20 protein-coding genes are annotated in these 21,689 nt (G+C 56.4%); 10 read left to right on the top strand and 10 right to left on the bottom strand.

What is annotated here, in order from left to right; translation table 11 throughout:
• Nucleotides 1-32: 32 nt before the first annotated feature.
• On the top strand, nt 33-863 hold the full coding sequence (cysE, locus tag EYC82_RS13575) for a serine O-acetyltransferase (RefSeq protein ID WP_279250078.1): 831 nt from the start codon (nt 33-35) through the stop codon (nt 861-863).
• 48 nt (nt 864-911) lie between these two features.
• Here cysE and hemE read toward each other — a convergent pair whose 3' ends face one another.
• The 8 genes from hemE to EYC82_RS13535 all read right to left on the bottom strand — a co-directional run bounded on the left by hemE (nt 912) and on the right by EYC82_RS13535 (nt 8,797).
• Nucleotides 912-1,979 (bottom strand): uroporphyrinogen decarboxylase, encoded by a 1,068-nt coding sequence (gene hemE, locus EYC82_RS13570; RefSeq protein ID WP_279250077.1) that lies wholly within the window; start codon nt 1,977-1,979, stop codon nt 912-914.
• A 115-nt stretch (nt 1,980-2,094) separates the two neighbouring features.
• The gene (gene aroB / locus EYC82_RS13565) at nt 2,095-3,189 is read right to left on the bottom strand and encodes a 3-dehydroquinate synthase (protein WP_279250702.1); all 1,095 of its coding nucleotides are present in this window, start codon (nt 3,187-3,189) and stop codon (nt 2,095-2,097) included.
• Nucleotides 3,190-3,298: 109 nt separating this feature from the next.
• Nucleotides 3,299-3,817 carry a shikimate kinase AroK gene (aroK, locus tag EYC82_RS13560; protein ID WP_279250076.1) on the bottom strand — a complete coding sequence of 173 codons (519 nt, stop codon included), beginning with the start codon at nt 3,815-3,817 and terminating at the stop codon, nt 3,299-3,301.
• A gap of 14 nt (nt 3,818-3,831) precedes the next feature.
• On the bottom strand, nt 3,832-5,946 hold the full coding sequence (locus EYC82_RS13555; RefSeq protein ID WP_423243908.1) for a type IV pilus secretin PilQ: 2,115 nt from the start codon (nt 5,944-5,946) through the stop codon (nt 3,832-3,834).
• 60 nt (nt 5,947-6,006) lie between these two features.
• The gene (locus EYC82_RS13550) at nt 6,007-6,540 is read right to left on the bottom strand and encodes a pilus assembly protein PilP (protein ID WP_279250075.1); all 534 of its coding nucleotides are present in this window, start codon (nt 6,538-6,540) and stop codon (nt 6,007-6,009) included.
• A gap of 2 nt (nt 6,541-6,542) precedes the next feature.
• The gene (locus tag EYC82_RS13545) at nt 6,543-7,157 is read right to left on the bottom strand and encodes a type IV pilus inner membrane component PilO (protein ID WP_279250074.1); all 615 of its coding nucleotides are present in this window, start codon (nt 7,155-7,157) and stop codon (nt 6,543-6,545) included.
• A gap of 3 nt (nt 7,158-7,160) precedes the next feature.
• Nucleotides 7,161-7,733 (bottom strand): PilN domain-containing protein, encoded by a 573-nt coding sequence (locus EYC82_RS13540; protein WP_279250073.1) that lies wholly within the window; start codon nt 7,731-7,733, stop codon nt 7,161-7,163.
• Nucleotides 7,733-8,797 (bottom strand): pilus assembly protein PilM, encoded by a 1,065-nt coding sequence (locus EYC82_RS13535; protein WP_279250072.1) that lies wholly within the window; start codon nt 8,795-8,797, stop codon nt 7,733-7,735. Before EYC82_RS13535 ends, EYC82_RS13540 begins: the two co-directional genes overlap by 1 nt.
• A gap of 172 nt (nt 8,798-8,969) precedes the next feature.
• On the opposite strand from EYC82_RS13535, the gene EYC82_RS13530 reads away from it, so the two are divergent.
• Complete coding sequence (locus EYC82_RS13530) at nt 8,970-11,408, top strand: penicillin-binding protein 1A (protein ID WP_279250071.1); 2,439 nt, start codon at nt 8,970-8,972, stop codon at nt 11,406-11,408.
• Here EYC82_RS13530 and EYC82_RS13525 read toward each other — a convergent pair.
• On the bottom strand, nt 11,405-12,652 hold the full coding sequence (locus EYC82_RS13525; RefSeq protein ID WP_279250070.1) for a malic enzyme-like NAD(P)-binding protein: 1,248 nt from the start codon (nt 12,650-12,652) through the stop codon (nt 11,405-11,407). The two genes, EYC82_RS13530 and EYC82_RS13525, sit on opposite strands and share 4 nt — an antisense overlap.
• Nucleotides 12,653-12,817: 165 nt before the next feature.
• Nucleotides 12,818-13,033 carry a 50S ribosomal protein L31 gene (rpmE, locus tag EYC82_RS13520; RefSeq protein ID WP_279250069.1) on the bottom strand — a complete coding sequence of 72 codons (216 nt, stop codon included), beginning with the start codon at nt 13,031-13,033 and terminating at the stop codon, nt 12,818-12,820.
• 201 nt (nt 13,034-13,234) lie between these two features.
• On the opposite strand from rpmE, the gene EYC82_RS13515 reads away from it, so the two are divergent.
• The 8 genes from EYC82_RS13515 (at nt 13,235) to EYC82_RS13480 (ending at nt 21,689) form a co-directional block, all read left to right on the top strand.
• The gene (locus EYC82_RS13515; RefSeq protein WP_279250068.1) at nt 13,235-15,430 is read left to right on the top strand and encodes a primosomal protein N'; all 2,196 of its coding nucleotides are present in this window, start codon (nt 13,235-13,237) and stop codon (nt 15,428-15,430) included.
• 120 nt (nt 15,431-15,550) lie between these two features.
• Nucleotides 15,551-17,236 (top strand): arginine--tRNA ligase, encoded by a 1,686-nt coding sequence (argS, locus tag EYC82_RS13510; protein WP_279250067.1) that lies wholly within the window; start codon nt 15,551-15,553, stop codon nt 17,234-17,236.
• Between the two features lie 3 nt (nt 17,237-17,239).
• Entirely contained in the window at nt 17,240-17,824 is a 585-nt protein-coding gene (locus EYC82_RS13505) for an SPOR domain-containing protein (RefSeq protein WP_279250066.1), read from the top strand.
• A 95-nt stretch (nt 17,825-17,919) separates the two neighbouring features.
• Complete coding sequence (gene hslV, locus EYC82_RS13500; RefSeq protein WP_279250065.1) at nt 17,920-18,459, top strand: ATP-dependent protease subunit HslV; 540 nt, start codon at nt 17,920-17,922, stop codon at nt 18,457-18,459.
• An 8-nt stretch (nt 18,460-18,467) separates the two neighbouring features.
• Nucleotides 18,468-19,790 carry an ATP-dependent protease ATPase subunit HslU gene (hslU, locus tag EYC82_RS13495; RefSeq protein ID WP_279250064.1) on the top strand — a complete coding sequence of 441 codons (1,323 nt, stop codon included), beginning with the start codon at nt 18,468-18,470 and terminating at the stop codon, nt 19,788-19,790.
• A gap of 6 nt (nt 19,791-19,796) precedes the next feature.
• Nucleotides 19,797-20,186, top strand: a complete 390-nt coding sequence (locus EYC82_RS13490) for a gamma-butyrobetaine hydroxylase family protein (protein ID WP_279250063.1) — start codon at nt 19,797-19,799, stop codon at nt 20,184-20,186.
• A gap of 125 nt (nt 20,187-20,311) precedes the next feature.
• Complete coding sequence (gene ubiE, locus EYC82_RS13485; RefSeq protein ID WP_279250062.1) at nt 20,312-21,061, top strand: bifunctional demethylmenaquinone methyltransferase/2-methoxy-6-polyprenyl-1,4-benzoquinol methylase UbiE; 750 nt, start codon at nt 20,312-20,314, stop codon at nt 21,059-21,061.
• Between the two features lies 1 nt (nt 21,062).
• Entirely contained in the window at nt 21,063-21,689 is a 627-nt protein-coding gene (locus EYC82_RS13480) for a ubiquinone biosynthesis accessory factor UbiJ (protein ID WP_279250061.1), read from the top strand.

Here is a 21,689-nt window from a genome sequence, read left to right as displayed (position 1 = left end):
GCTAAAGTGCGCGTTCAAAAGGAGATACCATCATGGCGGCAAACAAGGCAGACCCCGTCTGGAACCGGATTCGCACGGAAGCCTCGGAGCACACGGGTGATGAGCCTATACTCGCAAGCTTTCTGCACGCAACCATACTAAACCACACCCGGCTGGAGCTCGCTCTGAGCTTTCGTCTGGCCAGCCAGCTAGACAGTCCCACAGCTTCCTCCCTGCTGCTCAGGGAAGTGATGCTGGAGGCGATGGACAGCGACCCTGGCATTTGTGAGGCGGTCCGCGCCGATCTGCAAGCCGTTGAAGACAGGGACTCAGCCTGCAACCATTTGTACATCCCATTTCTCTACTTCAAAGGCTACCACGCTTTACAAACGCACCGCGTTGCGCATTGGTTGTGGCAAAACGGACGAGAATCACTCGCGCTATTTTTCCAAAACCGGGTGTCCATGGAGTTCGGCGTGGACATTCATCCAGGGGCTCGAATTGGGCGGGGTGTAATGCTGGATCACGCAACGGGTGTTGTTATCGGCGAAACCGCGGTGGTCGGCAATAATGTTTCTATCCTACAGTCAGTGACACTCGGCGGCACCGGCAAAGACGAAGGGGACCGACACCCCAAGATTGGCGACGGCGTACTTATTAGCGCCGGCGCAAAAATACTCGGCAACATTAGCGTCGGTGAAGGTGCCAAAGTCGGGGCAGGCAGTGTTGTACTCGAAGATATCCCGCCGCACACCACCGCAGCAGGCGTGCCGGCAAAAATTGTCGGCAAGCCGTTATCCGATCAGCCCGCCCTGGAAATGGAGCATGATTTTGGCTGCGACGAAGTCGAAGACGATCGCAACGAAAAACCCAAGACGCCCTGACGGCTGCTGGCTGCCAAGGCGCAGCGGCTGTGGCCGCATAAACCGACCTTAACTTGCGTGATAGGGCGGTGACAGTTCCTGCACAGCCTCTACAAACGCCGTGACGTGATCCGGATTCACCCCGGGCGTAATGCCATGACCGAGGTTAAATACATGGCCGCTACCGTGGCCAAACGTTGCCAGTATCTCTGCCACCTCAGCGCGAATTCTCTCAGGTGATGCAAACAACATACTCGGATCCATATTCCCCTGCAGGGCAACCTTATCGCCGATACGCTTACGCGCGAGGCCAATATCTGTGGTCCAATCTATGCCAACGGCGTGCGCACCGCAGTCCGCAATTGATTCAAGCCATTGCCCGCCGCCCTTGGTGAAGACGATCACGGGGACCGGGCGCCCCTCCGCCTCTGCAGGGAGGCGTTCCAAAATACGCCGCATATACGCGAGAGAAAACTCTCGGTACGCGGACGCACTCAAGCTTCCTCCCCAGGTATCAAAAATCTGCAGTGCCTGCGCGCCTGCGCGGACCTGCGCGGCAAGGTAGTCGGCTACGGCATCAGCCAGTAAAGAAAGCAGGTCGTGCATGAGCGCGGGTTTGTCGTAAGCCATGCTCTTGACACGGGCAAAATCTTTTGAGGAGCCCCCCTCGACCATGTAAGTAGCCAGTGTCCAGGGGCTGCCAGAGAATCCGATCAGGGGTACGCTGCCGTTCAACTCACTGCGGATGGTACTGACCGCGCGCATGACATAGTCGAGATCGTCGTCCGCAGTAAAACTATTAAGACCGGCCAGGTCGGCTTCGCTGCGCACCGTCTTGCGAAAACGCGGCCCCTCACCCTCTTCAAAGTACAGGCCAAGACCGAGTGCATCGGGCACGGTCAGTATGTCGGAAAACAGGATTGCAGCATCCATCGGGTAGCGACGCAGAGGCTGCAGCGTAACCTCGCATGCCAGTTCCGCATTCATACACAGATCGAGGAAGGAACCGGCCTGCTTGCGAGTCGCTCGATACTCAGGCAAATATCGCCCCGCCTGGCGCATCATCCAGATAGGCGTTCGGTCGACCGACTGGCGTGACAAGGCACGCAGAAAACGATCGTTCTTGAGCTCATTCATCGGGAGTTCCTGGCTTCTCGGTGTCGGCAAGGGGTAGACAGGGGCCAAGCCGCCGCGCACACCCTCGCTCTCATAGGAGGCGTATTCTAACCGCTTGCGCGTTTCGGGGCCACGTTCAACCGGAGGCGCTTTGCGCGGCGGCCTGCAACAACGTGCGCAATTCCTCCCGGCTGGTATCATCCACTATGCATGCCTCGCCGATTCCCCGCAGCAGAACGAGGCGCAGCGTCCCATCGATAACCTTTTTGTCACGGCCCATAAGGGACAGAAACTGCTCCTCCCCCATGTCGACCGGTATGTCTGTGGGCAAATGCATGCTTACAAGCAGATCCCGGTAGGCGCTCACCTCGCGTGCAGGTATCCAGCGGCGACGCGCAGACAAGTCCAGCGCCAGAAGCATCCCGACGGCGACCGCCTCCCCGTGCAGCCAGCGGCCATAACCCTGAGCCGTTTCTATCGCATGACCGAAAGTGTGGCCCAGATTAAGAATCGCTCGCAGACCGCCCTCACGCTCATCGGCTGCCACCACCTCCGCCTTGTTCGCACAACTGCGTTCGATAGCCTCAGCCAAGGCAGCTTCCTCACGGGCCAGGAGACGAGGCATATTATCCTGTAGCCAGCGATAGAATGGCTCGTCGCTGATCAGTCCGTACTTCACCACCTCTGCCAAGCCCGCGCTGAGCTCTCTGGCGGGCAGCGTATGCAAGGTATTGATATCTATCAGAACCGCCTGAGGCTGGTAAAACGCGCCGATCATGTTTTTTCCCAGCGGGTGATTGACCGCCGTCTTGCCACCCACTGACGAGTCCACCTGGGACAATAGCGTAGTAGGGACCTGCAGAAAATTGACGCCCCGTTGATAGCTTGCCGCGGCGAAGCCAGCCACGTCGCCAACAACGCCCCCGCCTACGGCGATGAAGGTAGTGCCACGATTGTGCCGATGCTCCATTACCCGGTCAAAGATATGAGACAACGTTTCAAGCGTCTTATACTGCTCTCCGTCGGGCAGCACTATCTCCGTAACCAAGTCGCGCGAGCCCAGCGCAGTGCGCACTTTTTCCACGTAGAGTGGCGCCACGGTTTCATTGCTGATAATCACCACCTGGGAGCCACTAACGTGCTGAGACAGCAGAGAGTCGTCGGCCAGCAAGTCTCTACCAATATAAATGGGATAGGTACGCTCACCCAGATCTACATGCAAGGTATGCATTAACAGCGGCACGTCCATTCCTCCGGGCCAAGTACGATGGGCAGTTATGATAACGCCTTGTCAGCAGGAGTGTACCTACCTGGCCCACTAAGCCAAAGGCAGAGGCCGCTCAGGTAGCGGTCAGTTCCTTGACCAGCCGCTGAGCGACAGTCTTAGGGCTACAGGCATCCGTCTCAATGATGTGGTCGGCAATTTCCCGGTACAAAGGATCACGCAGCGCCATTAGTTCACCAAGTATTTCCTCCGGATCACCTTTTTGTAACAGAGGTCGGCGCCGGTCCCGCCGGGTACGACGCGCCTGTTCCTCCACGGAGGCATAAAGGTATACCACGAATCCCCTGGCTGCCAGTGCGGTTCGATTCTCTTTTCGCAGCACAACACCGCCGCCCGTGGCGAGCACCAGGTTATCCCATTCGGTCATCTCGGCTACGACCTGCTGTTCCCGGTCGCGAAAACCCTCCTCGCCCTCGACATCAAAGATCCAGGGGATATCGGCACCGGTTCGCTCCTCTATTTCAGTATCGGTATCCGAAAACTGCAACTTCAGATGCTGGGCAAGATACTTGCCAATCGTGGTCTTACCGGCCCCCATGGGGCCGACGAGGAAAACTCTATGAAGGACTGGCATTTGTCTGGTCGGGCCTAATCGAGGAGCGTATCGGCAAGGATACGCGGCGTGATAAAAATCAGTGTTTCAGTCTTCTTGTGCGACGTCGACTCACTGCGGAAAAAAGCACCAACGTACGGAATATCACCGAAGTAGGGCACCTTGTTTATAGACTCGATATCCTCTGTCTTGAAGATACCGCCGAGAACAACGGTTTCTCCATTACCCACCAACACCTGTGTATCAAGCTGGGTCGTATCGATAGAGGGAATAAATCCACCACGGCCACTGGGAACCAGTTCACCAACTGAGTCCTGATTCACCTGCAGCGTGAGCAAAATTCGGTCATCCGGCGTTATATTCGGTGTTACGTCCAGCTGCAGTACAGCATCTTTGAAAGACGTGGTGGTCTCACCGCTTGCCGATGATTCCTGGTACGGGATTTCGGTGCCCGACTTGATGACCGCATTTTGTTTATCACCAGTGATCACTTTCGGCTGAGAGACAACCTCACCCTCGCCCTCCGCCTCCAGTGCGGAAAGCTCGGCGGTAAGGAAAAGATCGCTGGCGGCATAGCCGATGGCAAAACCACTATTGGACGCCACACCCAGATCGACCAGCAGGGCGCCGGGATAGCTCAGTGTCGGATCCGTGCCGTTAATCGCGGATTCAGTCAGGTCAACCACGTTGGTAGTATCACCAGAGATCGACGTTACGCTGTCGTCGCCTCTATTGGAGTAACCACCACCCCATTCGATACCAAGATTCTTCGAGGCGTCCGACTGCGCGATTACGATGCGAGCTTCGATCATGACCTGACGAACCGGAATATCCACCAACTCTATCAGTTCACGAATTTCGGCGAGCTTCGTCGCTGTGTCAGTAATGATTAATGAGTTCGTTCGATCATCCACCACTACGGAGCCACGGGGGGATGTCAAGTTGCCACCATCCTCAGAGCCTGCGGCGAACAACTGAACAAGGTCACTGGCGTTGGCATATCGAATGCGGACAAACTCTGACACCAGCGGCGCCAATTCGGCGATTTGCTTATTGGCCTCTATCTGCTGGCGCTCTCGCTCAGCAATCTCGGCTGCCGGTGCTACCATCAAGACATTGCCCACCTGACGCTTGTCCAGACCCTTGGTTTTCAGCACCAGCTCCAGGGCCTGATCCCACGGCACATTCTGCAAACGCAGTGTAATACGTCCCGTCACCGTATCGCTGGCGACCAGGTTCATCTCAGTAAAATCAGCAATCAACTGCAGTACCGCGCGGACCTGAATATCCTGAAAATTAAGTGATATTCGGTCTCCGACGTAGCTGAATTCATTCTTGCGCCGCTCCAGCTCTTTCTTGGAAAGTGGCTTGACACTGACCACATACTGATTGTCTGTCTGGTATGCGAGATAATCAAAGTCACCGGTTGTATCGAGGACTAACGTGGCGCCTCGCTGCGAGGTATTCACTTCCACGCTATCGACCGGCGTCGCGAAATCAGTAACGTCATAGCGACGAATAAGACGCTCATCAACTGCGGTATCCATGAATTGCACGTTTATCTTGCCGGCCTCACTGTAGACATTCACATCCACAGAGGGATTGGTCAGATCCAGCATCAACTTGCCTTCACCGTCGCCAGTACGCTGGAACTGCAGGTCCATTATGCGTGAATCTTCTTCAACAACCTCCGACACCGCTGCCTTGACCTGCAGAGGCTCACCGACGGGCTTCAAATAGTCTGTGCCCTCCTGGCCAAGCAAAAGGTACAAGCTATTCCCCTCTACACGGGTATCGAACGGAACCAGTTTGATCAGCTCGAGTACCAGCCGTGTTCGGTCGCCCGACTCCAGTACAACCGCTTTCTTGGCGTTGCCGTAGGGCAGCGAGTAGCGCTTTTGCTCCAAAGCACTACCTGTTCCGGGAAAATCCACCGCGATACGGGCGGGCTTCTCAATAGCATAGGTTTTGAAATCTGGCGGCGTTTCATTAAACTCCAGCCGAACCTCAAACTTGCTCCCCGGTCGGGAGCTGAACTCAATATCCTGCACCGTCGGCGCGGCTATCGCTGCGCAGGTAAAAAACCCTGTCGCGATTGAAACAAGCGCGCTACGCAACCCACTTTGTAAATACCTAAGTTTTGTCCCCACGGCCCTTGTCCCCAACTAGATTTTTTCCATTTGCCACGACGCCCAATGTCGCAACTCAGTCTACGTACCGCTAAGCTTTATTGCCCGAGGTCGCTCAACCCAGCCATCTGCTGTGCCATCGCTGACAATCTCGACCACGCCGACGAATGTATCTGTCATATCGACAATCTTGCCGTGGTGGCGCCCCAGAAAGTTACCGACCCTGACGCGGTGCACGCCACCGTCCGGGTCCTTAATCAGGGTCCAGTTCGTTTCATCTCGCTCTAACGTACCCACCATCTGTAATGAATCGAACGTGAATTGCTCAAGAAATTCCTTGGCGCGGTTCTCGTCCGGCTTAATCGCTGACACCGCCTGCAGCTGGGCAATCTCACGAACCTCAATAGGCCGGTCAAACGGACTGCGCATTGTTGTGGCACTGTAAGCAAAAGCTTCATAGGCCTTAAACGTTGGTATAGGCGCAATAATACCGCCCGGGCGAGATCGTTTTTCTTCCATAAAGGCATCCAGGTCCGAAAAATCTGCCTTGGAACAGCCGGTGAGAATAAACCCTGCCACGCACGCAGATAACAGGGTTCGAAAGAGCGCATTCATCACTAGGCGTCCTCATCCCTGTAGCGGTATGTCTTAGCCAAAATCTTCATATCCAGTTCGTTGGTATTCTTTTTCTTCGCTACAATCTCAAAGTTGTGCAGCGTCACAATCCTGGGCAAACCTGCCATGCCACTCACAAACGCGCCCAGGTCATGATAAGAACCGCTCGCCTTGATCTCAATCGGGAGCTCGATGTAAAACTCCTTAGCCCGTTCTTTCTGTAAGTCTATAGAAGAGATCTGCAAGCCATTGAGTAAGCCCTTGTTTGTAATGTCCTCTAGCAAACCCGGCACCTCAGTATCACTAGGCAGCTGGCTGACCAACGCCCCAAAAGACTCTTCCATCTCCACCATTTGTTGCCGGTAAGCATCCAGGTTAGCGGCTTGAAATGCCTTCTCCTCGTACTCTTTTTTGAGTTTGACCTCTTTGGCCTCCTGCCGGGCCAACTCAACCTGTAAGCCCTCGATGTCGTAGTAGTAACCAGCGACGATGACACCGATGAACAGTACTACCCAGGTGATAACCTTTGCGGGTGTCGGCCAAGCTCCGATATTGTCGAACTCCAGGCTGGAGATATCGAATTCACGTATTGCCTGCAGGCTATCTTCAAATGCCATGGATCACCGCTCTCCCGACTCTTCTTCATCAATTTTCGGGGCTTCGACCTGTACCGACAGATCAAAATTATTCGCCTGATCGCCAAACGCGGGCGCGGCACTCACCTTGTCCAGACTTGGGTTGGCCAGCCAATCCGATGCACTCAACCGACGCATCAGGCTCGACACTCTATTATTGGATTCGGCCACTCCACCAATCGCGATCTTCTTACCCCGGGCGTCAAGTTTCTTATAGAAAACTCCGTCGGGAACCGTTCGAACCAGCTGATCAAGCACTCGGACAATAATGGGTCTGTTACCCTGCAGCTCTTGAATAACGCGCATACGGTCCAACAACTGATTACGGCGCTTCTGCAAATCACGAATTTCACGCACGGCCTTGTCTAGTGTCTTGATATTCTTAGTCATATACGCGTTGCGCGACTCCTGTGAGTCAATCTGGTTGGCGACAATACGATCAGCCAGCAAAACCAGAACACCAGCGAGTGCCACCACGAGGGCAACCGAAACGAAAAAATCTTTCTTCAACTGCTGGCGCCGCTCTTCGCGCCATGGCAATAGGTTGATCCGTGCCATCAGTCAAAACTCCGCATGGCCAATCCGCAGGCGATCATCATTGCCGGCGCATCGCCATTGAGGGCCACGGTATTCACCCGAGATGAAATCGACATCTGAGCAAAGGGGTTGGCAAGGGACGTCAATGTGCCAAGCCGCTTCTGGACTAATTGCTCCAGTCCGTCCATAGAGGCGACCCCACCGGCCAGTATGATGTGGTCGACGTCGTTATAGTGACTGGAGGAAAAAAAGAACTGTAATGACCGCTGAACTTGCTGTACTACCGCATCCTTAAACGGTTCAAGCACCTCTGGCTCGTAATCGTCAGGCAAACCGCCCTGCTTCTTGGCGAGACCCGCCTCTTCGAGCGGGAGGCCGTAGCGCCGCATAATCTCATCTGTGAGCTGTTTGCCGCCAAACAACTGCTCTCGCGTGTAGATAGTTTGCCCGTTATGCAGCACGCTCAAGGTCGTCATTGTGGCGCCAATATCCACTATGGCTACTTTGCTTTCATTATTCAGGCCAAGTTGCGATTGCAGCTGGGTGTAGGCCCGCTCCATCGCATAGGCTTCTACATCCATAATTTTTGGCTCGAGGTCAGAGCCTTCAATCGCCGCCACACGCGCCTCAATCGTCTCCCGGCGGCAGGCCGCGAGCAGAACTTCTACCCGGCCTTCACTGTCGGGGGAAGGGCCCTGTACCTCGAAATCCATCGACACTTCTTCCAGTGGATAAGGGATGTACTGGTCGGCCTCCAGAGCTAACTGGAGCTCCATTTCGTCATCGCTTAGTCCCTCGGGCATATCAATAAGCTTGGTAATAACAGAGGATCCCGCCACTGCGGCCGCCACGACTTTTACTTTGGTTTGCGATTGCGCCAGAACCGTGCGAATGGCATTGCTTACGCCGTCAACATCGTTTACGCTTTTTTCGATCACAGCGTCTTGCGGCAACGAGCTCACCGCATAACTCTCAACTCGGTAGCCGACTCCCGTCCGACTCAACTCCAGTAACTTCACTGTCGTCGAACTGATGTCGAGCCCAAGAATCTGAGCCGACTTGCCCTTTCGAAATAGCTCTAACAAGATTTTTCCCTATCAGTTTCACTAACTTAGCTTGTTCTTATGCTTATTTACATTAATTGAAGATATACCACGGACAAAATATATCAAACTTAAAAAAAAGCTTATAATTACCAATTACCTCGCGCCATTTTCGCAGCGCCTGACAATAAGTAACTGTTTTAAAAAGGAATAAATGGGCTTTTTTCGTCTGATTCTGAGAGTGCTCCTCTACGGCCTCCTGTCCTCGGTGTGGTTGCTCGCTGGCGTCTACTTGTATCTCGCACCAGGCCTGCCGGACGTAGAAACCCTGCGAGAGGTAAAACTTCAAACACCCATGCTGGTCTATACCCGCGAGGGCGAACTAATCGGCCAATTTGGCGAGCAGAAGCGCAGACCGCTGCCCTATACCGAGATTCCTGATCAGTTCGTTCAGGCCCTACTCGCGGCAGAAGACGACAATTTTTTTCAGCACCGCGGGATCGATGTTATGGGCCTCGCCCGGGCCGTCTCTGAACTGCTACTCACCGGAGAAAAAGGCTCCGGCGGCAGCACGCTGACAATGCAGGTGGCACGAAATTTTTTCCTTAGCCGGGAGCGAACGTTTATCCGAAAGTTCAACGAAATCCTTCTGGCTATCGAGATCGAGCGCAACCTGGATAAACAGGAAATTCTGGCCCTCTACTTCAACCGCATATTCCTTGGCCACCGGGCCTACGGCTTTGAAGCCGCATCCCAGGTGTACTACGGCAAGAGCATCGGTGAGCTGAGCCTGGCCCAGCACGCCATGTTGGCAGGGGTGCCCAAGGCGCCTTCACGCATTAACCCGGTGAGCAACCCCGATGCCGGCCGACAGCGCCGCGACTGGATTCTGGGACGAATGTACGCATTGGGCTACATCACCCGAGCCCACTACGAGGATGCGCTGAGCGAACCCGTTAATGCACGGTTGCACGGAACCAAGCTTGGCTTCGCCGCGCACTATGCCGCTGAGATGGCTCGACAGGAGATGATCCAGCGCTATGGCATGGCCGCTTATACCAATGGCTATCATGTCTATACAACCATTAGCAGCGCGCTGCAGCGAGTCGCCAGCCAGTCTGTCATTGACGGCCTGATCGGTTACGATAAACGGCATGGCTACCGCGGGCCAGAAGGGCAATTTCCTCCTGGGGACAGCGCTTCAGACACCATAAAACTGTGGCGGGAAACCTTGCAGAAAACGCCACCCATTGCCCACCTGGTGCCCGCTATCATCACCGCCGTTGGGGACAACGGCGTTAGCCTGTTACTCCGGGAGGGCGACACACCGGAACTGTCATTTGAAAATGGCATTCGGCAGGCAACGCCCTATCTGTCGGAGAACGCCCGGGGCGCTGCGCCCAAAACACCCGGCCAGGTCTTCGCTGTGGGTGACCTGATCCGCGTCACGCAGGATGAGGAAGAAGATTGGTTTCTCGCACAGGTTCCCGCTGCGCAGGCCGCGCTGATATCACTGAACCCCGACAATGGCGCTATCGTCAGTATTGTCGGAGGCATGGGCTTTGAGCAAAGTAAGTTCAACCGCGCTACGCAGGCTCGGCGACAGCCTGGCTCCAACTTCAAACCCTTTCTCTACGGTGCCGCTATTGACGCCGGCTACACTGCAGCAACCGTGATCAATGATGCACCCATCGTGATGGAAGGCCAGGGGGCAGAGAATCTCTGGCGACCAGAAAATGACGAGGGTAAATTCTATGGCCCTACCCGTCTGCGCTGGGCACTAACCAAGTCACGCAACCTGGTATCCATCCGCCTGCTGCAGCGGCTAGGTGTCAAAACACTGATCGACTATGCCCAGCAACTGGGCTTCGATACCAGTGACTACACACCGCAACTGTCCCTCGCGCTGGGCACCCAGTCACTCACCCCGCTGGAGCTTGCGCGAGGTTACGCGATATTGGCTAATAGTGGGTACAGGGTGGAGCCGTTCCTTATACAGCGCGTTGAAGGCATCGACGGCGAAACTATCTACGACGCCAAACCTTTGAGCGTTTGTCGCGATTGCGATAAACCGGCCGACACCGCAGAGATCGCAGCAGAGCTCACCATGGAGGATATCCTCGCAACGGCTGAAGACCCGGCGAGAGGCGCACCCCTGGCGCCACGTGTGATGGATGAGCGTGTCAATTTCATTGTTAATGACATATTAAAGGATGTGATCACACGCGGCACAGGCCGCCGCGCGCGGGTATTGGAGCGCGATGATATCGCGGGAAAAACAGGCACTACCAACGGACCCATGGATGGGTGGTTTTCGGGGTATAACCGCGATGTGGTCACCACGGTCTGGGTGGGGTTTGATAACTACACTCCACTGGGGCGACGCGAGTTCGGGGGAACAGCCGCGCTACCTATATGGATTGATTACATGCGTGAGGCGCTGGCAGAGAGTCCGAAGCTCCAGCGTCCGGTTCCCGCCGGCATTGTGGCTGTGAGGATCGATCCCGAAAGTGGACAACTGGCCGGTTCGGGCACAAAAGACGCGATCTTCGAGTATTTTCTGGAAGAAAACGTGCCCCAGCACTACGCACCGGGAAACAATGAGCCGACAGGTGGCCCCGACATCTACAAGGACTTCAACAATATGTTTTAGGGCTGCAGGTAGTTGTGGGGGTAGGGCAAGCGGGCGACACCACTATCGACGGCGGCACGCGCCACAGCGGGCGCAATATGAGTCAACAAGCGCCGATCGACAGGCTTGGGTATGATGTAATCGGTCCCGAAGCTCAACTCCTTCGCCCCTGACGCCGCCAGCACCTCAGCCGGCACCGGTTCCCGTGCCAAAGCACTCAGCGCGCGAACCGCAGCCACTTTCATCTCGTCATTAATCACCGACGCCTGAACATCGAGCGCGCCACGGAAAATAAAGGGAAAACCCAGCACGTTGTTGACCTGGTTGGGATAGTCCGAGCGGCCCGTGGCGATTATCAGATCGTCGCGGGTCTGCAGTGCCAGCTCCGGCTTAATTTCGGGATTCGGGTTGGAGCAGGCAAACACTACGGGTCGCTCCGCCATTGACTCCAGCATAGCCGATGTCAGCAGGTCGGCACCTGACAAGCCGATAAACACATCTGCTTCGGCGATCGCATCGCTCAGGCTGCGCTTGTCGGTCTCATTGGCAAACTCCTGCTTGTACGCATTCACTCCTTCCCGCCCGGCGTATATGACGCCGCGGCGATCCAGCATGAAAATATTTTGACGACGGGCGCCAAGGTTCAGCAGCAGGCGCATGCACGCTATCGCAGCGGAGCCGGCACCCAGGCAGGTGATAATCGCTTCCTCCAGCCTCTTGCCTTGAATATCCAGCGCATTGAGGAGACCTGCAGCGGTCACAATCGCTGTGCCGTGCTGGTCATCGTGGAATACCGGAATATCGCAACGCTCTATCAGTGCAGCTTCTATCTCAAAGCACTCAGGCGCCCGGATGTCCTCCAGGTTAATGCCGCCAAAGGTGCCGGCTATGCGAGCCACTGTATCGATGAACTCCTCAGAGTCTTCGGTTTCCACCTCAATATCGATCGAGTTGATGTCAGCAAAGCGCTTAAATAGAAGCGCTTTGCCTTCCATAACGGGCTTGCTCGCCAAGCCGCCCAAGTTGCCCAGTCCCAACACAGCAGTGCCGTTACTGATCACCGCCACCATGTTGCCCTTGCCGGTGTAGCGGTAGGCCAGATCGGGGTCTCGGGCAATTTCAAGGCAGGGCTCTGCGACGCCAGGACTGTATGCAAGGGCGAGATCGACCAGGGTTTCGGCCGGTTTCGTCAACTCGATCCCTATCTTTCCTGGCACGGGTTCAGCGTGATAGGCGAGCGCTTCTCGTTTCAGGTCTTTGGACATGGGATGGCTCTATTGACCGGATCACTGGCTTTAAACGGAGCCCGAGAATATAGAAAACCTAGAACACTCACAAGTTACGGCGAGCAATCCATCAGCGATTGAACGAGAAATGGGAACGGCAAGTCGTAGACCTGCTCCCGCCCCCGCACACTGGCGATTCGATCTCTAGCGCTTTGTTCCGCGATTACCAAACCGCTTGTTGAAGCGGTCCACGCGTCCACCGGTATCGACGATCTTCTGCTTGCCCGTGTAAAAGGGGTGGCATTGGGAACACACATCAATATGGAAATCTTCGCAGCGGGTGGAACGTGTCTGTATGGTGTTGCCACAACTGCAGGTCGCAGTGACGGTCTCGTACTTGGGATGGATATCCGCTTTCATCGGTCTCACTCCTGATCTTGACGCCGCCACCCGACCCATGCCGGGCACCGCGCCGCTCTAGGGGTACATGAGCCAACCCTGACGGGGGCCGCTCAAAAAATAGGCGGGCATCTTAACAGACGCGGGACGATAAGCAATAGAGGTATCCAATTTGGTACACTGGTGTACTGTTCTGTGTTTCCACCTGTTTAAAGGGGCGTAATGTCCATACTCCGCCTGGCCATTCCCTCGCCCCTGCGCCGACATTTTGACTACCTCCCACCTGTGGGGGTAACCGATGCAGCGATTCAGGCCCTCGAACCGGGTACCAGACTGCGGGTACCATTCGGGCGGCGCGAGGTGACCGGTTACCTGCTGGAGGTTTGCAGCAGCAGTGATGTCGCCGCTAGCGCCCTGAAAGCGGCGCTGGAAATACTGGATGAAACGTCGTTGATTGAGCCCCAGTTGCTGTCCTTATGCCAGTGGGCCACTCGCTATTATCACCATCCTCCGGGCGAGGTATTCAGCGCCCTGTTTCCCAAGCGGTTACGCGAGGGCAAGGCCACCCGGGCAGCAGGAGAGGCAGGCTGGCAACTCAGCATTCGGGGTAAGGGACTCCCCGGGGACGCACTGTCCAGAGCACCGCGCCAGGCAGAGGCCTTGCAGCTGCTGCAGGATGCCGCCCTGTCAGCCACAGCCCTCAAAGCACGCGGTATCAACAGCACCACGCTGCGCACCCTGGAGGATCGGGGCTTGGTGGAGCGCTGTATGTTAAGTGAGCACTCACAAACCCCAAGATCCCTGCCAGGGCTGTCATTGACAGAAGAACAGGCAGCCGCAATGAACGGCATCAGGGCTGCTGGTGACAACTTTTGTTGTCATCTTCTCGAAGGCGTTACGGGCAGCGGCAAGACAGAGATTTACCTGCAGTTGATCACGGATGGCCTGGCGCAGGGAAAGCAGACGCTCGTGCTGGTGCCGGAAATCGGCCTGACGCCGCAAACATTGACCCGCTTCCGGGAACGGTTCGAAGCCGACATCGCGGTACTCCATTCCTCCCTCACTGATGCCCAGCGTTACACCGCGTGGGAGGCAGCGCGCAGCGGCAGCGCCAGCATTGTTATTGGCACCCGATCTGCGGTATTCACTCCGCTCGCAAGACCGGGGCTTATCATTGTCGATGAGGAGCACGACGGGTCGTACAAGCAACAGGACGGCTTTCGCTATTCCGCGAGGGATATCGCAATCAAACGGGGTCAAATCCACGGGTGCCCGGTCATTCTGGGGAGCGCGACACCGTCTCTCGAGAGTCTGCACAACGCGCTAACAGGCCGCTATCAGCACCACCGGCTTACCCAGCGCGCCGGCAGCAGCAAGATGCCCCGAATGACGCCATTGGACGTCCGCCGGCAGCCGCTACAGGGGGGGTTGTCCGGCACGCTGATCGAGGCCATAGAGGACACCCTGCAAAACAGTCAGCAAGTATTATTATTCCTTAACCGCCGAGGCTACGCGCCAACACTGCAATGCCACGACTGCGGCTGGGTTGCGGAATGCCCCGCCTGTGATGCGCGCCTGACCATCCATCGCCGCCGCCGGCAGCTGCGCTGCCACCATTGTGGCAGCAGCGCGGCTCTTCCAGCCCACTGTCCACAATGCAACAGTAGCCAGTTGGAGGCGCAGGGTCTGGGCACGGAGCAAGCAGAGGATTTTCTGCGACAGCGTTTCAGCGGGCACTCGATACGACGCGTGGACAGTGATTCCATGCAGGGCAGAGATGCCATGCAGGAGCTTGTCGCCGAGATCAACAGGGGAGAGCCCTGCATACTGCTGGGCACCCAGATGCTGGCCAAAGGCCACCATTTTCCCGCGGTCAGCCTTGTTGCGATCATCGATGCGGATGCACTGCTGTTCAGTGCTGACTTTCGAGGTGAGGAACGCATGGCCCAACTTCTGACCCAGGTCGCGGGACGCGCAGGGCGTGCAGATATCCCGGGACGAGTTCTTCTTCAGACCCACTATCCGGACCACCCGGCGGTCATTGCACTGACGAGCAGCAGTTATGCTGAACAGGCGGCAACACTGCTCGACGCGCGGCATAGCCTCGGGCTGCCACCCGCAGGATTCCTGGCCGTGATGCGGACCGACTGCCCCGATGCACAGTTTGGTGAGCAGTTCCTGCACCAGGTGAAGCAGCAGGTCGCACCGCAACTGCCCCAGGGCGTCGCACTCATCGGGCCTCTCCCGTCCCCCATGCAGCGACGCGCGGGAAAATATCGCTGCCAGTTGCTACTGACAGCAGGCCGCCGCCGGGATGCGCAGCACGCCGCTGGCCTGCTGGTCGCCAGCGCTGAGGCACTGCCTGCACGCCAGGGCCTGAAGTGGTCCATCGACATTGATCCACAGGACGTGTTCTAAGCCCGACACACGCGCCTTCAGTGCAGAACGCTAGCCAGAGCAGCCACAAGTGAAGGATAATGGACTCCGCCAAATGCGGCATGACAATCCCTTGATGTGAACTAGGTAAGCTCTCCCACAATGAAGGAACAACTGACACGGCTGATTCAGCAGTCCCTGGCATCGCTACAGGCGCAGGGCAAACTGCCCCGGGAGGTCGAGCCACGCATCCAGATTGATCGCACGCGAGACAAAAGCCATGGCGACCTCGCCAGCAACGTCGCCCTTGCGCTCGCCAAAGCGGCGGGACAGAAGCCCCGCGAACTGGCCGCGCTAATCTGCGAGGCACTGCCCCAGGATGCGCTTATCGCAAGGACCGAGATTGCCGGTCCCGGGTTCATCAATTTTTTCCTATCCGATGACAGCAACCAGGCCGTTGTCCGGGACATACTCGAACAGGGCAGGGCTTTCGGCAGTAGCAGCGAGGGCAATGAACGCAGGGTGCAGGTGGAATTTGTTTCCGCCAACCCCACTGGGCCACTGCACGTGGGCCACGGCCGCGGCGCCGCTGTCGGTGACAGCATTTGCCGATTACTCACCGCTACAGGCTGGGATGTAACACGCGAGTTTTACTACAACGATGCCGGGGCACAAATCCACAACCTGGCACTCTCGGTTCAGGCGCGATGCAACGGCGTCACTCCGGAAGACGAAGGCTGGCCTGACGATGGCTACCGGGGCGATTACATTACCGAACTGGCCAAGGCGTACCTCGATAAACAGACAGTTGAAGCCGAAGACCGCGGTGTCGCAGGCAGTGGTGATCCCGGAGACCTGGAGAATATTCGCGCATTTTCGGTGGCCTATCTGCGACGGGAACAGGACCTCGACCTGAAAGCTTTCGCCGTAGACTTCGACATCTATTTCCTCGAATCCTCATTGTACGAAAACGGTGAGGTAGAAAACGCTGTGCGAAAGCTGGTCGACGGCGGCCACTGTTACGAAAAGGAGGGTGCCCTCTGGCTTCGAACTACCCACTTCGGCGATGACAAAGACCGGGTCATGCGCAAGCGCGACGGCGGCTACACCTATTTTGTTCCGGATGTCGCCTACCATTTGAACAAGTGGCAGCGCGGCTTCGAGCGAGTTATCAACGAGCAGGGCGCAGACCATCACAGCACCATTACTCGAGTGAGGGCAGGGCTACAGGGTCTGGAAGAAGGCATTCCAGCAGACTGGCCTGACTATATCCTGCATCAGATGGTAACGGTGATGCGCGACGGTAATGAAGTAAAACTGTCCAAGCGCGCTGGCAGCTACATCACATTGCGCGACCTGATCGATGAGGTGGGACGCGATGCCACCCGTTACTTCCTGGTCGCCCGGGCGGCCAGCTCGCAACTTACTTTCGATATCGACCTGGCTCTGTCACAGAGCAATGAAAATCCGGTTTACTATATTCAGTACGCTCACGCACGCACGTGCAGTGTTATGCGCAAACTGGAGGAACAAGGAAAAGTCTGGCAAGCCACCGACGCGCTCGCCCACCTCGATCAACTGCAGGAAGACCACGAGACCAGCCTGTTGCGGCGACTCAGCCGATATCCGGAAATAGTGGCCAGTGCCGCCAACAGCAGTGAACCCCATCTCGTTGCCCACTACTTGCGCGAACTCGCCGGTGACTTTCACGCCTGGTATAACGCCCACAAAATGCTAGTGGAAGACCAACCACTGCGCGACGCCCGCATTGCACTCAGCCAGGCAACAGGGCAGGTCATTTTCAACGGGCTGAGCCTGTTAGGGGTGTCTGCCCCGGAGTCTATGTAACCCATGTCCAAGGATTTCGCCAAACGCAAGAAAACCAGCAGCCGAAAGCCAACCAAGCGCAAGACTCCTGCGCGCACCAGCAGCACTGCAGGTCAGACCCGGAGCAAAGGCCTGCGCCTGTATCTCGCCGGCGTCCTGACGGGTGTGTTTGTCAGCTTCATCGGCTATCTTTCTACGCTGCCTGGACAGAGCGGCCCGGAGCAGGACAACACCGCCACTGCGCCCGAGGTCGCGAAAGCACCCAAGCCGAGCTTTAATTTTTATCGTCTGCTCCCGGAACAAACCCTGGAAGTAGAGGATATCGTGGAGCCTGCCGCAGACATTAGTTCTCCACCTCCAACGGCCGCTCAGGCATCATTTCTGTTGCAGGCCGGCTCGTTTCGTCAGCGTGAGGATGCCGAGCGCAGGCGGGCCGAGCTGCTGCTGTTGGGGCTGGAGCCAAAAATAAAGGAATCAAATCGGGATACTGGCCTGTGGCACCGGATCTATCTAGGGCCCTTCAGTTCCCACAAAGACATGACAAAAACCCGCAGCCTGACGGCAGGCCAGGGTATAGACACACTCGTACTCAAACGCGGTGAACCCTGAAGGAGGTCCTGGACCTTGAATTTTACCCCCGGAGCCCCATATTCAAGCAACCGGGGCGGCCCCTTTTAGCGAAGCATTCCCACAGGAGACAAACCGTGGAACAGTTCCGAGGCACAACCATACTTTCCGTACGCCGCGGCAACAGCGTAGTTATCGGCGGCGACGGCCAGGTATCCATGGGCAACACCGTTATGAAAGGCAATGCCCGCAAGGTGCGACGCCTTTATCAAGAACGCGTTATCGCAGGGTTCGCCGGCGGCACCGCCGACGCCTTTACCTTGTTCGAACTATTTGAAGCACAGCTCGAAAAGCACCAGGGACATCTCGTTAGAGCCGCCGTGGAGCTGGCGAAGGCCTGGCGCACAGAGAGAGCGCTGCGCCGTCTGGAAGCGCTACTGGCCGTCGCTGACAAGGACACCTCGCTGGTGATCACGGGCAACGGTGATGTTATTGAGCCTGAGGACAACCTTATCGCCATCGGCTCTGGAGGACCCTTTGCCCAATCAGCCGCCCGCGCGCTGCTTGACCACACGGAAATGGACGCGCGCAACATAGTGTCAACAGGTTTGGGTATCGCCGGAGATATCTGCATCTATACCAACCACAACCAGACCATCGAGCAACTGGATTATTAGGCCACCGTATGTCCAACATGACCCCCCGCGAAATCGTCCATGAGCTGGACAAACACATCATCGGGCAGGATGCCGCTAAACGCGCCGTGTCCATCGCGCTGCGCAACCGCTGGCGGCGCATGCAGCTACCCGAAGAACTGCGCAACGAGATCACGCCAAAAAATATTCTTATGATCGGTCCCACCGGCGTAGGCAAGACAGAAATCGCCCGGCGGCTAGCCAAGCTATCCAACGCACCCTTTGTAAAAGTGGAGGCGACCAAATTCACGGAAGTCGGTTATGTCGGTCGCGATGTCGAAGGCATAGTGCGCGACCTGGTAGACGTTTCCATCAAGATGTATCGAGAGCAGGAGATATCCCGTGTTCGGTTTCGGGCCGAGGAAGCTGCGGAAGATCGCATACTGGATATACTGCTGCCGCCGGCAAGAGACACTGAAGGGGACACCGGTTCGTCCACACGACAGTTACTGCGCAAAAAATTACGAGAGGGTGACCTGGACGAAAAAGAAATCGAAGTGGAAATCAGTGCCACCATGCCCTCCATGGAAATCATGGCGCCACCGGGTATGGAAGAAATGACCAGCCAGCTACAAAGTATGTTTTCCAACATGGGCCGGCAGCAGAGTAACACTCGGAAAATGCCGGTAAAAGCTGCCTTCGAAGCGCTTTGTGACGAGGAAGCAACCAAGCTGATTAACGAAGAAGAGTTAAAACAAAACGCGGTCACAGAAGCAGAACAGAACGGCATCGTATTCATTGACGAGCTGGACAAGGTTGCCAAACGCTCCGAGGGTGCTGGCGCAGACGTCTCCAGAGAAGGTGTGCAACGCGATCTCCTGCCGTTGATCGAAGGATCTACTGTTAGCACAAAGCACGGCATGATCAAAACCGACCACATCCTGTTCATCGCCTCTGGCGCATTCCATCTGGCTCGGCCATCAGACCTTATTCCCGAGCTGCAAGGGCGCTTGCCCATACGCGTGGAGCTGAGTGCGCTTTCCCCCGATGATTTTGAACGAATACTGACAGAGCCCAGCGCGTCCCTCACTGAACAATACCAGGCTCTGATGGCGACCGAGGGAGTGGACGTCGAGTTCAGCGATGACGGCTTACGCCGGATCGCAGAGACGGCCTGGCATGTCAATGAACGCACAGAAAACATTGGAGCTCGTCGGTTGCATACCGTTATGGAAAGACTCATGGAAGAAATCTCCTTTGATGCTACAGATGCGGGCCTGGAGAAAAGCTCACTGCTGGTCGATGCCGACTATGTCGACAAGCAGCTGCAGGCCCTGAGCTCCGACGATGACCTCTCTCGCTTTATTCTCTAGTCGCCGATGAATACGCCGCCAAAACCAACGTCCATCCAGCTACACAGTCGTTCGCGACAACTGGAGCTGCATTACGAAGGCGGGAAAACTTATCGTCTTAGCTGCGAGTATCTCCGCGTGTCCTCGCCCTCCGCCGAAGTCATGGGCCACGGTCCGGGACAGGAGGTGCTGCAAACGGGCAAGCTAAAGGTCGGGATCACCGCCATCAATCCCGTGGGGAATTATGCTCTGCAACTGATTTTCGACGATGGCCACGATACCGGGCTCTATTCGTGGACCTACCTGCACGAGCTCTGCATCGAGCAAAGTGCACGATGGCAGGCTTACCTCGACCGACTCAGTGATGCCGGCGCAAATCGTGATCCCGAAGTTCAGGTGTTGAGACTAGGGCATTAGCGCCCCAAAATACTCACAGCGGCAATACCCAGTCAGATAACTGCGCCTGAGAACATGGGCACTACCTGACCCGAGGCAGTCATCACGCTATACTGGGCACTCATCTCTTATTGTACCGAGGCACCATGAGCGACAAGGACACCACCCACTTTGGCTTCAAGGAGGTAAAAAAAGACGCCAAGGCAGGCATGGTAGCCGATGTATTCCATTCGGTTGCAGCCCGCTACGACCTGATGAACGACCTCATGTCGGGAGGCATTCATCGAATCTGGAAGCGCTTCACAATCGAACTAAGTGGGGTGCGCAAGGGTAATGCCGTACTGGATATCGCAGGCGGGACCGGCGATCTTGCAGCGCGTTTTGCTGAACTGGTCGGAAGCGAGGGGCGCGTGGTGCTGGCTGACATCAACGCGTCCATGTTGCAAGTCGGTCGCGACAAATTACTGGACACGGGACGTCTGGGCAATATCGAATTCGTGCAGGCCGATGCCCAGTTTTTGCCCTTCCCCGACGATAGCTTTGATTGTGTCACCATCGCCTTTGGCCTGCGCAACGTCACCGATAAGGACCTTGCCCTGCGATCCATCCTGCGTGTGCTGAAGCCTGGCGGGCGCTTACTGGTGCTGGAGTTTTCCAAGCCCGAAAATGAATTGCTGAGCCAGGCCTACGATACCTACTCCTTCCGAATACTTCCGTTTATGGGTCGACTGGTTGCCAACGATAGCGACAGCTACCAGTATCTTGCTGAATCCATACGCAAACATCCCGATCAGGAAACCCTGCTGGACATGATTGAAGATGCGGGCTTTGCGCAATGCCAATTTCACAATATGACCGGAGGCATTGTGGCATTGCACCGGGGCGTCAAACCCTGACATGCCTGATCCGACCCTACACACTGCGGCTCTGGCTGCTTTGGAGGCGGCTGCAAACCGTGCACTGGCCCTCTCTGAGCAGGGGACAGCCGTTCTCGAACCACTCGCGGGCTCGGTATTCGCCTTTCACTGCACAACGCCGGAGCTCGATTTTTACCTTCACCTGGAAACTGGCGGTGTCCGGCTAACGGGCGTTTACGAGGGGGCCGTTACAGCACGCATCACCGGCAGCGCCTCGGACTTCAGCGAACTGGCTGCCTCCGATGATGCCGCGGCCACACTGATCAATGGCAATCTGACACTAGAGGGCAACAGCGCGCCCCTGATTGAATTTCAACACCTTCTTTCCGATCTGGACATCGACTGGGAAGCACCACTGGTGTCTTCTCTGGGAGATGTGGCGGGACACCAGATCGCAGAAATCCTGAGGAGTGTATTCTCCTGGGGAAGACAAGCATCAAGCGGCCTTGCTCGACAAGTGGAAGAGTTCATTCACGAGGAGGCTCGTCTCAGCCCGCCAAAACTGGAGGTGGAGGATTTCTACCGGGACATAGCAGATCTCGTCATGCGAGTGGATAGATTGCAATCGCGTGCAGAACGCATCAGCCGCAAGCTGAAGAAGTCATAA

This window comes from Candidatus Marimicrobium litorale (assembly GCF_026262645.1).
Taxonomy (GTDB): Bacteria; Pseudomonadota; Gammaproteobacteria; order Pseudomonadales; family Halieaceae; genus Marimicrobium; species Marimicrobium litorale.
This window is presented reverse-complemented; position numbering and strand designations above follow the sequence as displayed.

Coding starts and splice junctions, on each gene's coding strand:
- ubiE (WP_279250062.1), top strand. CDS start 20,312: ATGAGCGACAAGGACACCACCCACTTTGGCTTCAAGGAGGTAAAAAAA.
- EYC82_RS13480 (WP_279250061.1), top strand. CDS start 21,063: ATGCCTGATCCGACCCTACACACTGCGGCTCTGGCTGCTTTGGAGGCG.
- EYC82_RS13545 (WP_279250074.1), bottom strand. CDS start 7,157: ATGGCATTTGAAGATAGCCTGCAGGCAATACGTGAATTCGATATCTCC.
- EYC82_RS13540 (WP_279250073.1), bottom strand. CDS start 7,733: ATGGCACGGATCAACCTATTGCCATGGCGCGAAGAGCGGCGCCAGCAG.
- EYC82_RS13550 (WP_279250075.1), bottom strand. CDS start 6,540: ATGAATGCGCTCTTTCGAACCCTGTTATCTGCGTGCGTGGCAGGGTTT.
- rpmE (WP_279250069.1), bottom strand. CDS start 13,033: ATGAAAGCGGATATCCATCCCAAGTACGAGACCGTCACTGCGACCTGC.
- hslU (WP_279250064.1), top strand. CDS start 18,468: ATGTCCAACATGACCCCCCGCGAAATCGTCCATGAGCTGGACAAACAC.
- EYC82_RS13505 (WP_279250066.1), top strand. CDS start 17,240: ATGTCCAAGGATTTCGCCAAACGCAAGAAAACCAGCAGCCGAAAGCCA.
- EYC82_RS13525 (WP_279250070.1), bottom strand. CDS start 12,652: ATGTCCAAAGACCTGAAACGAGAAGCGCTCGCCTATCACGCTGAACCC.
- hemE (WP_279250077.1), bottom strand. CDS start 1,979: ATGAATGAGCTCAAGAACGATCGTTTTCTGCGTGCCTTGTCACGCCAG.
- argS (WP_279250067.1), top strand. CDS start 15,551: ATGAAGGAACAACTGACACGGCTGATTCAGCAGTCCCTGGCATCGCTA.
- cysE (WP_279250078.1), top strand. CDS start 33: ATGGCGGCAAACAAGGCAGACCCCGTCTGGAACCGGATTCGCACGGAA.
- aroB (WP_279250702.1), bottom strand. CDS start 3,189: ATGCATACCTTGCATGTAGATCTGGGTGAGCGTACCTATCCCATTTAT.
- EYC82_RS13515 (WP_279250068.1), top strand. CDS start 13,235: ATGTCCATACTCCGCCTGGCCATTCCCTCGCCCCTGCGCCGACATTTT.
- EYC82_RS13530 (WP_279250071.1), top strand. CDS start 8,970: ATGGGCTTTTTTCGTCTGATTCTGAGAGTGCTCCTCTACGGCCTCCTG.
- aroK (WP_279250076.1), bottom strand. CDS start 3,817: ATGCCAGTCCTTCATAGAGTTTTCCTCGTCGGCCCCATGGGGGCCGGT.
- EYC82_RS13490 (WP_279250063.1), top strand. CDS start 19,797: ATGAATACGCCGCCAAAACCAACGTCCATCCAGCTACACAGTCGTTCG.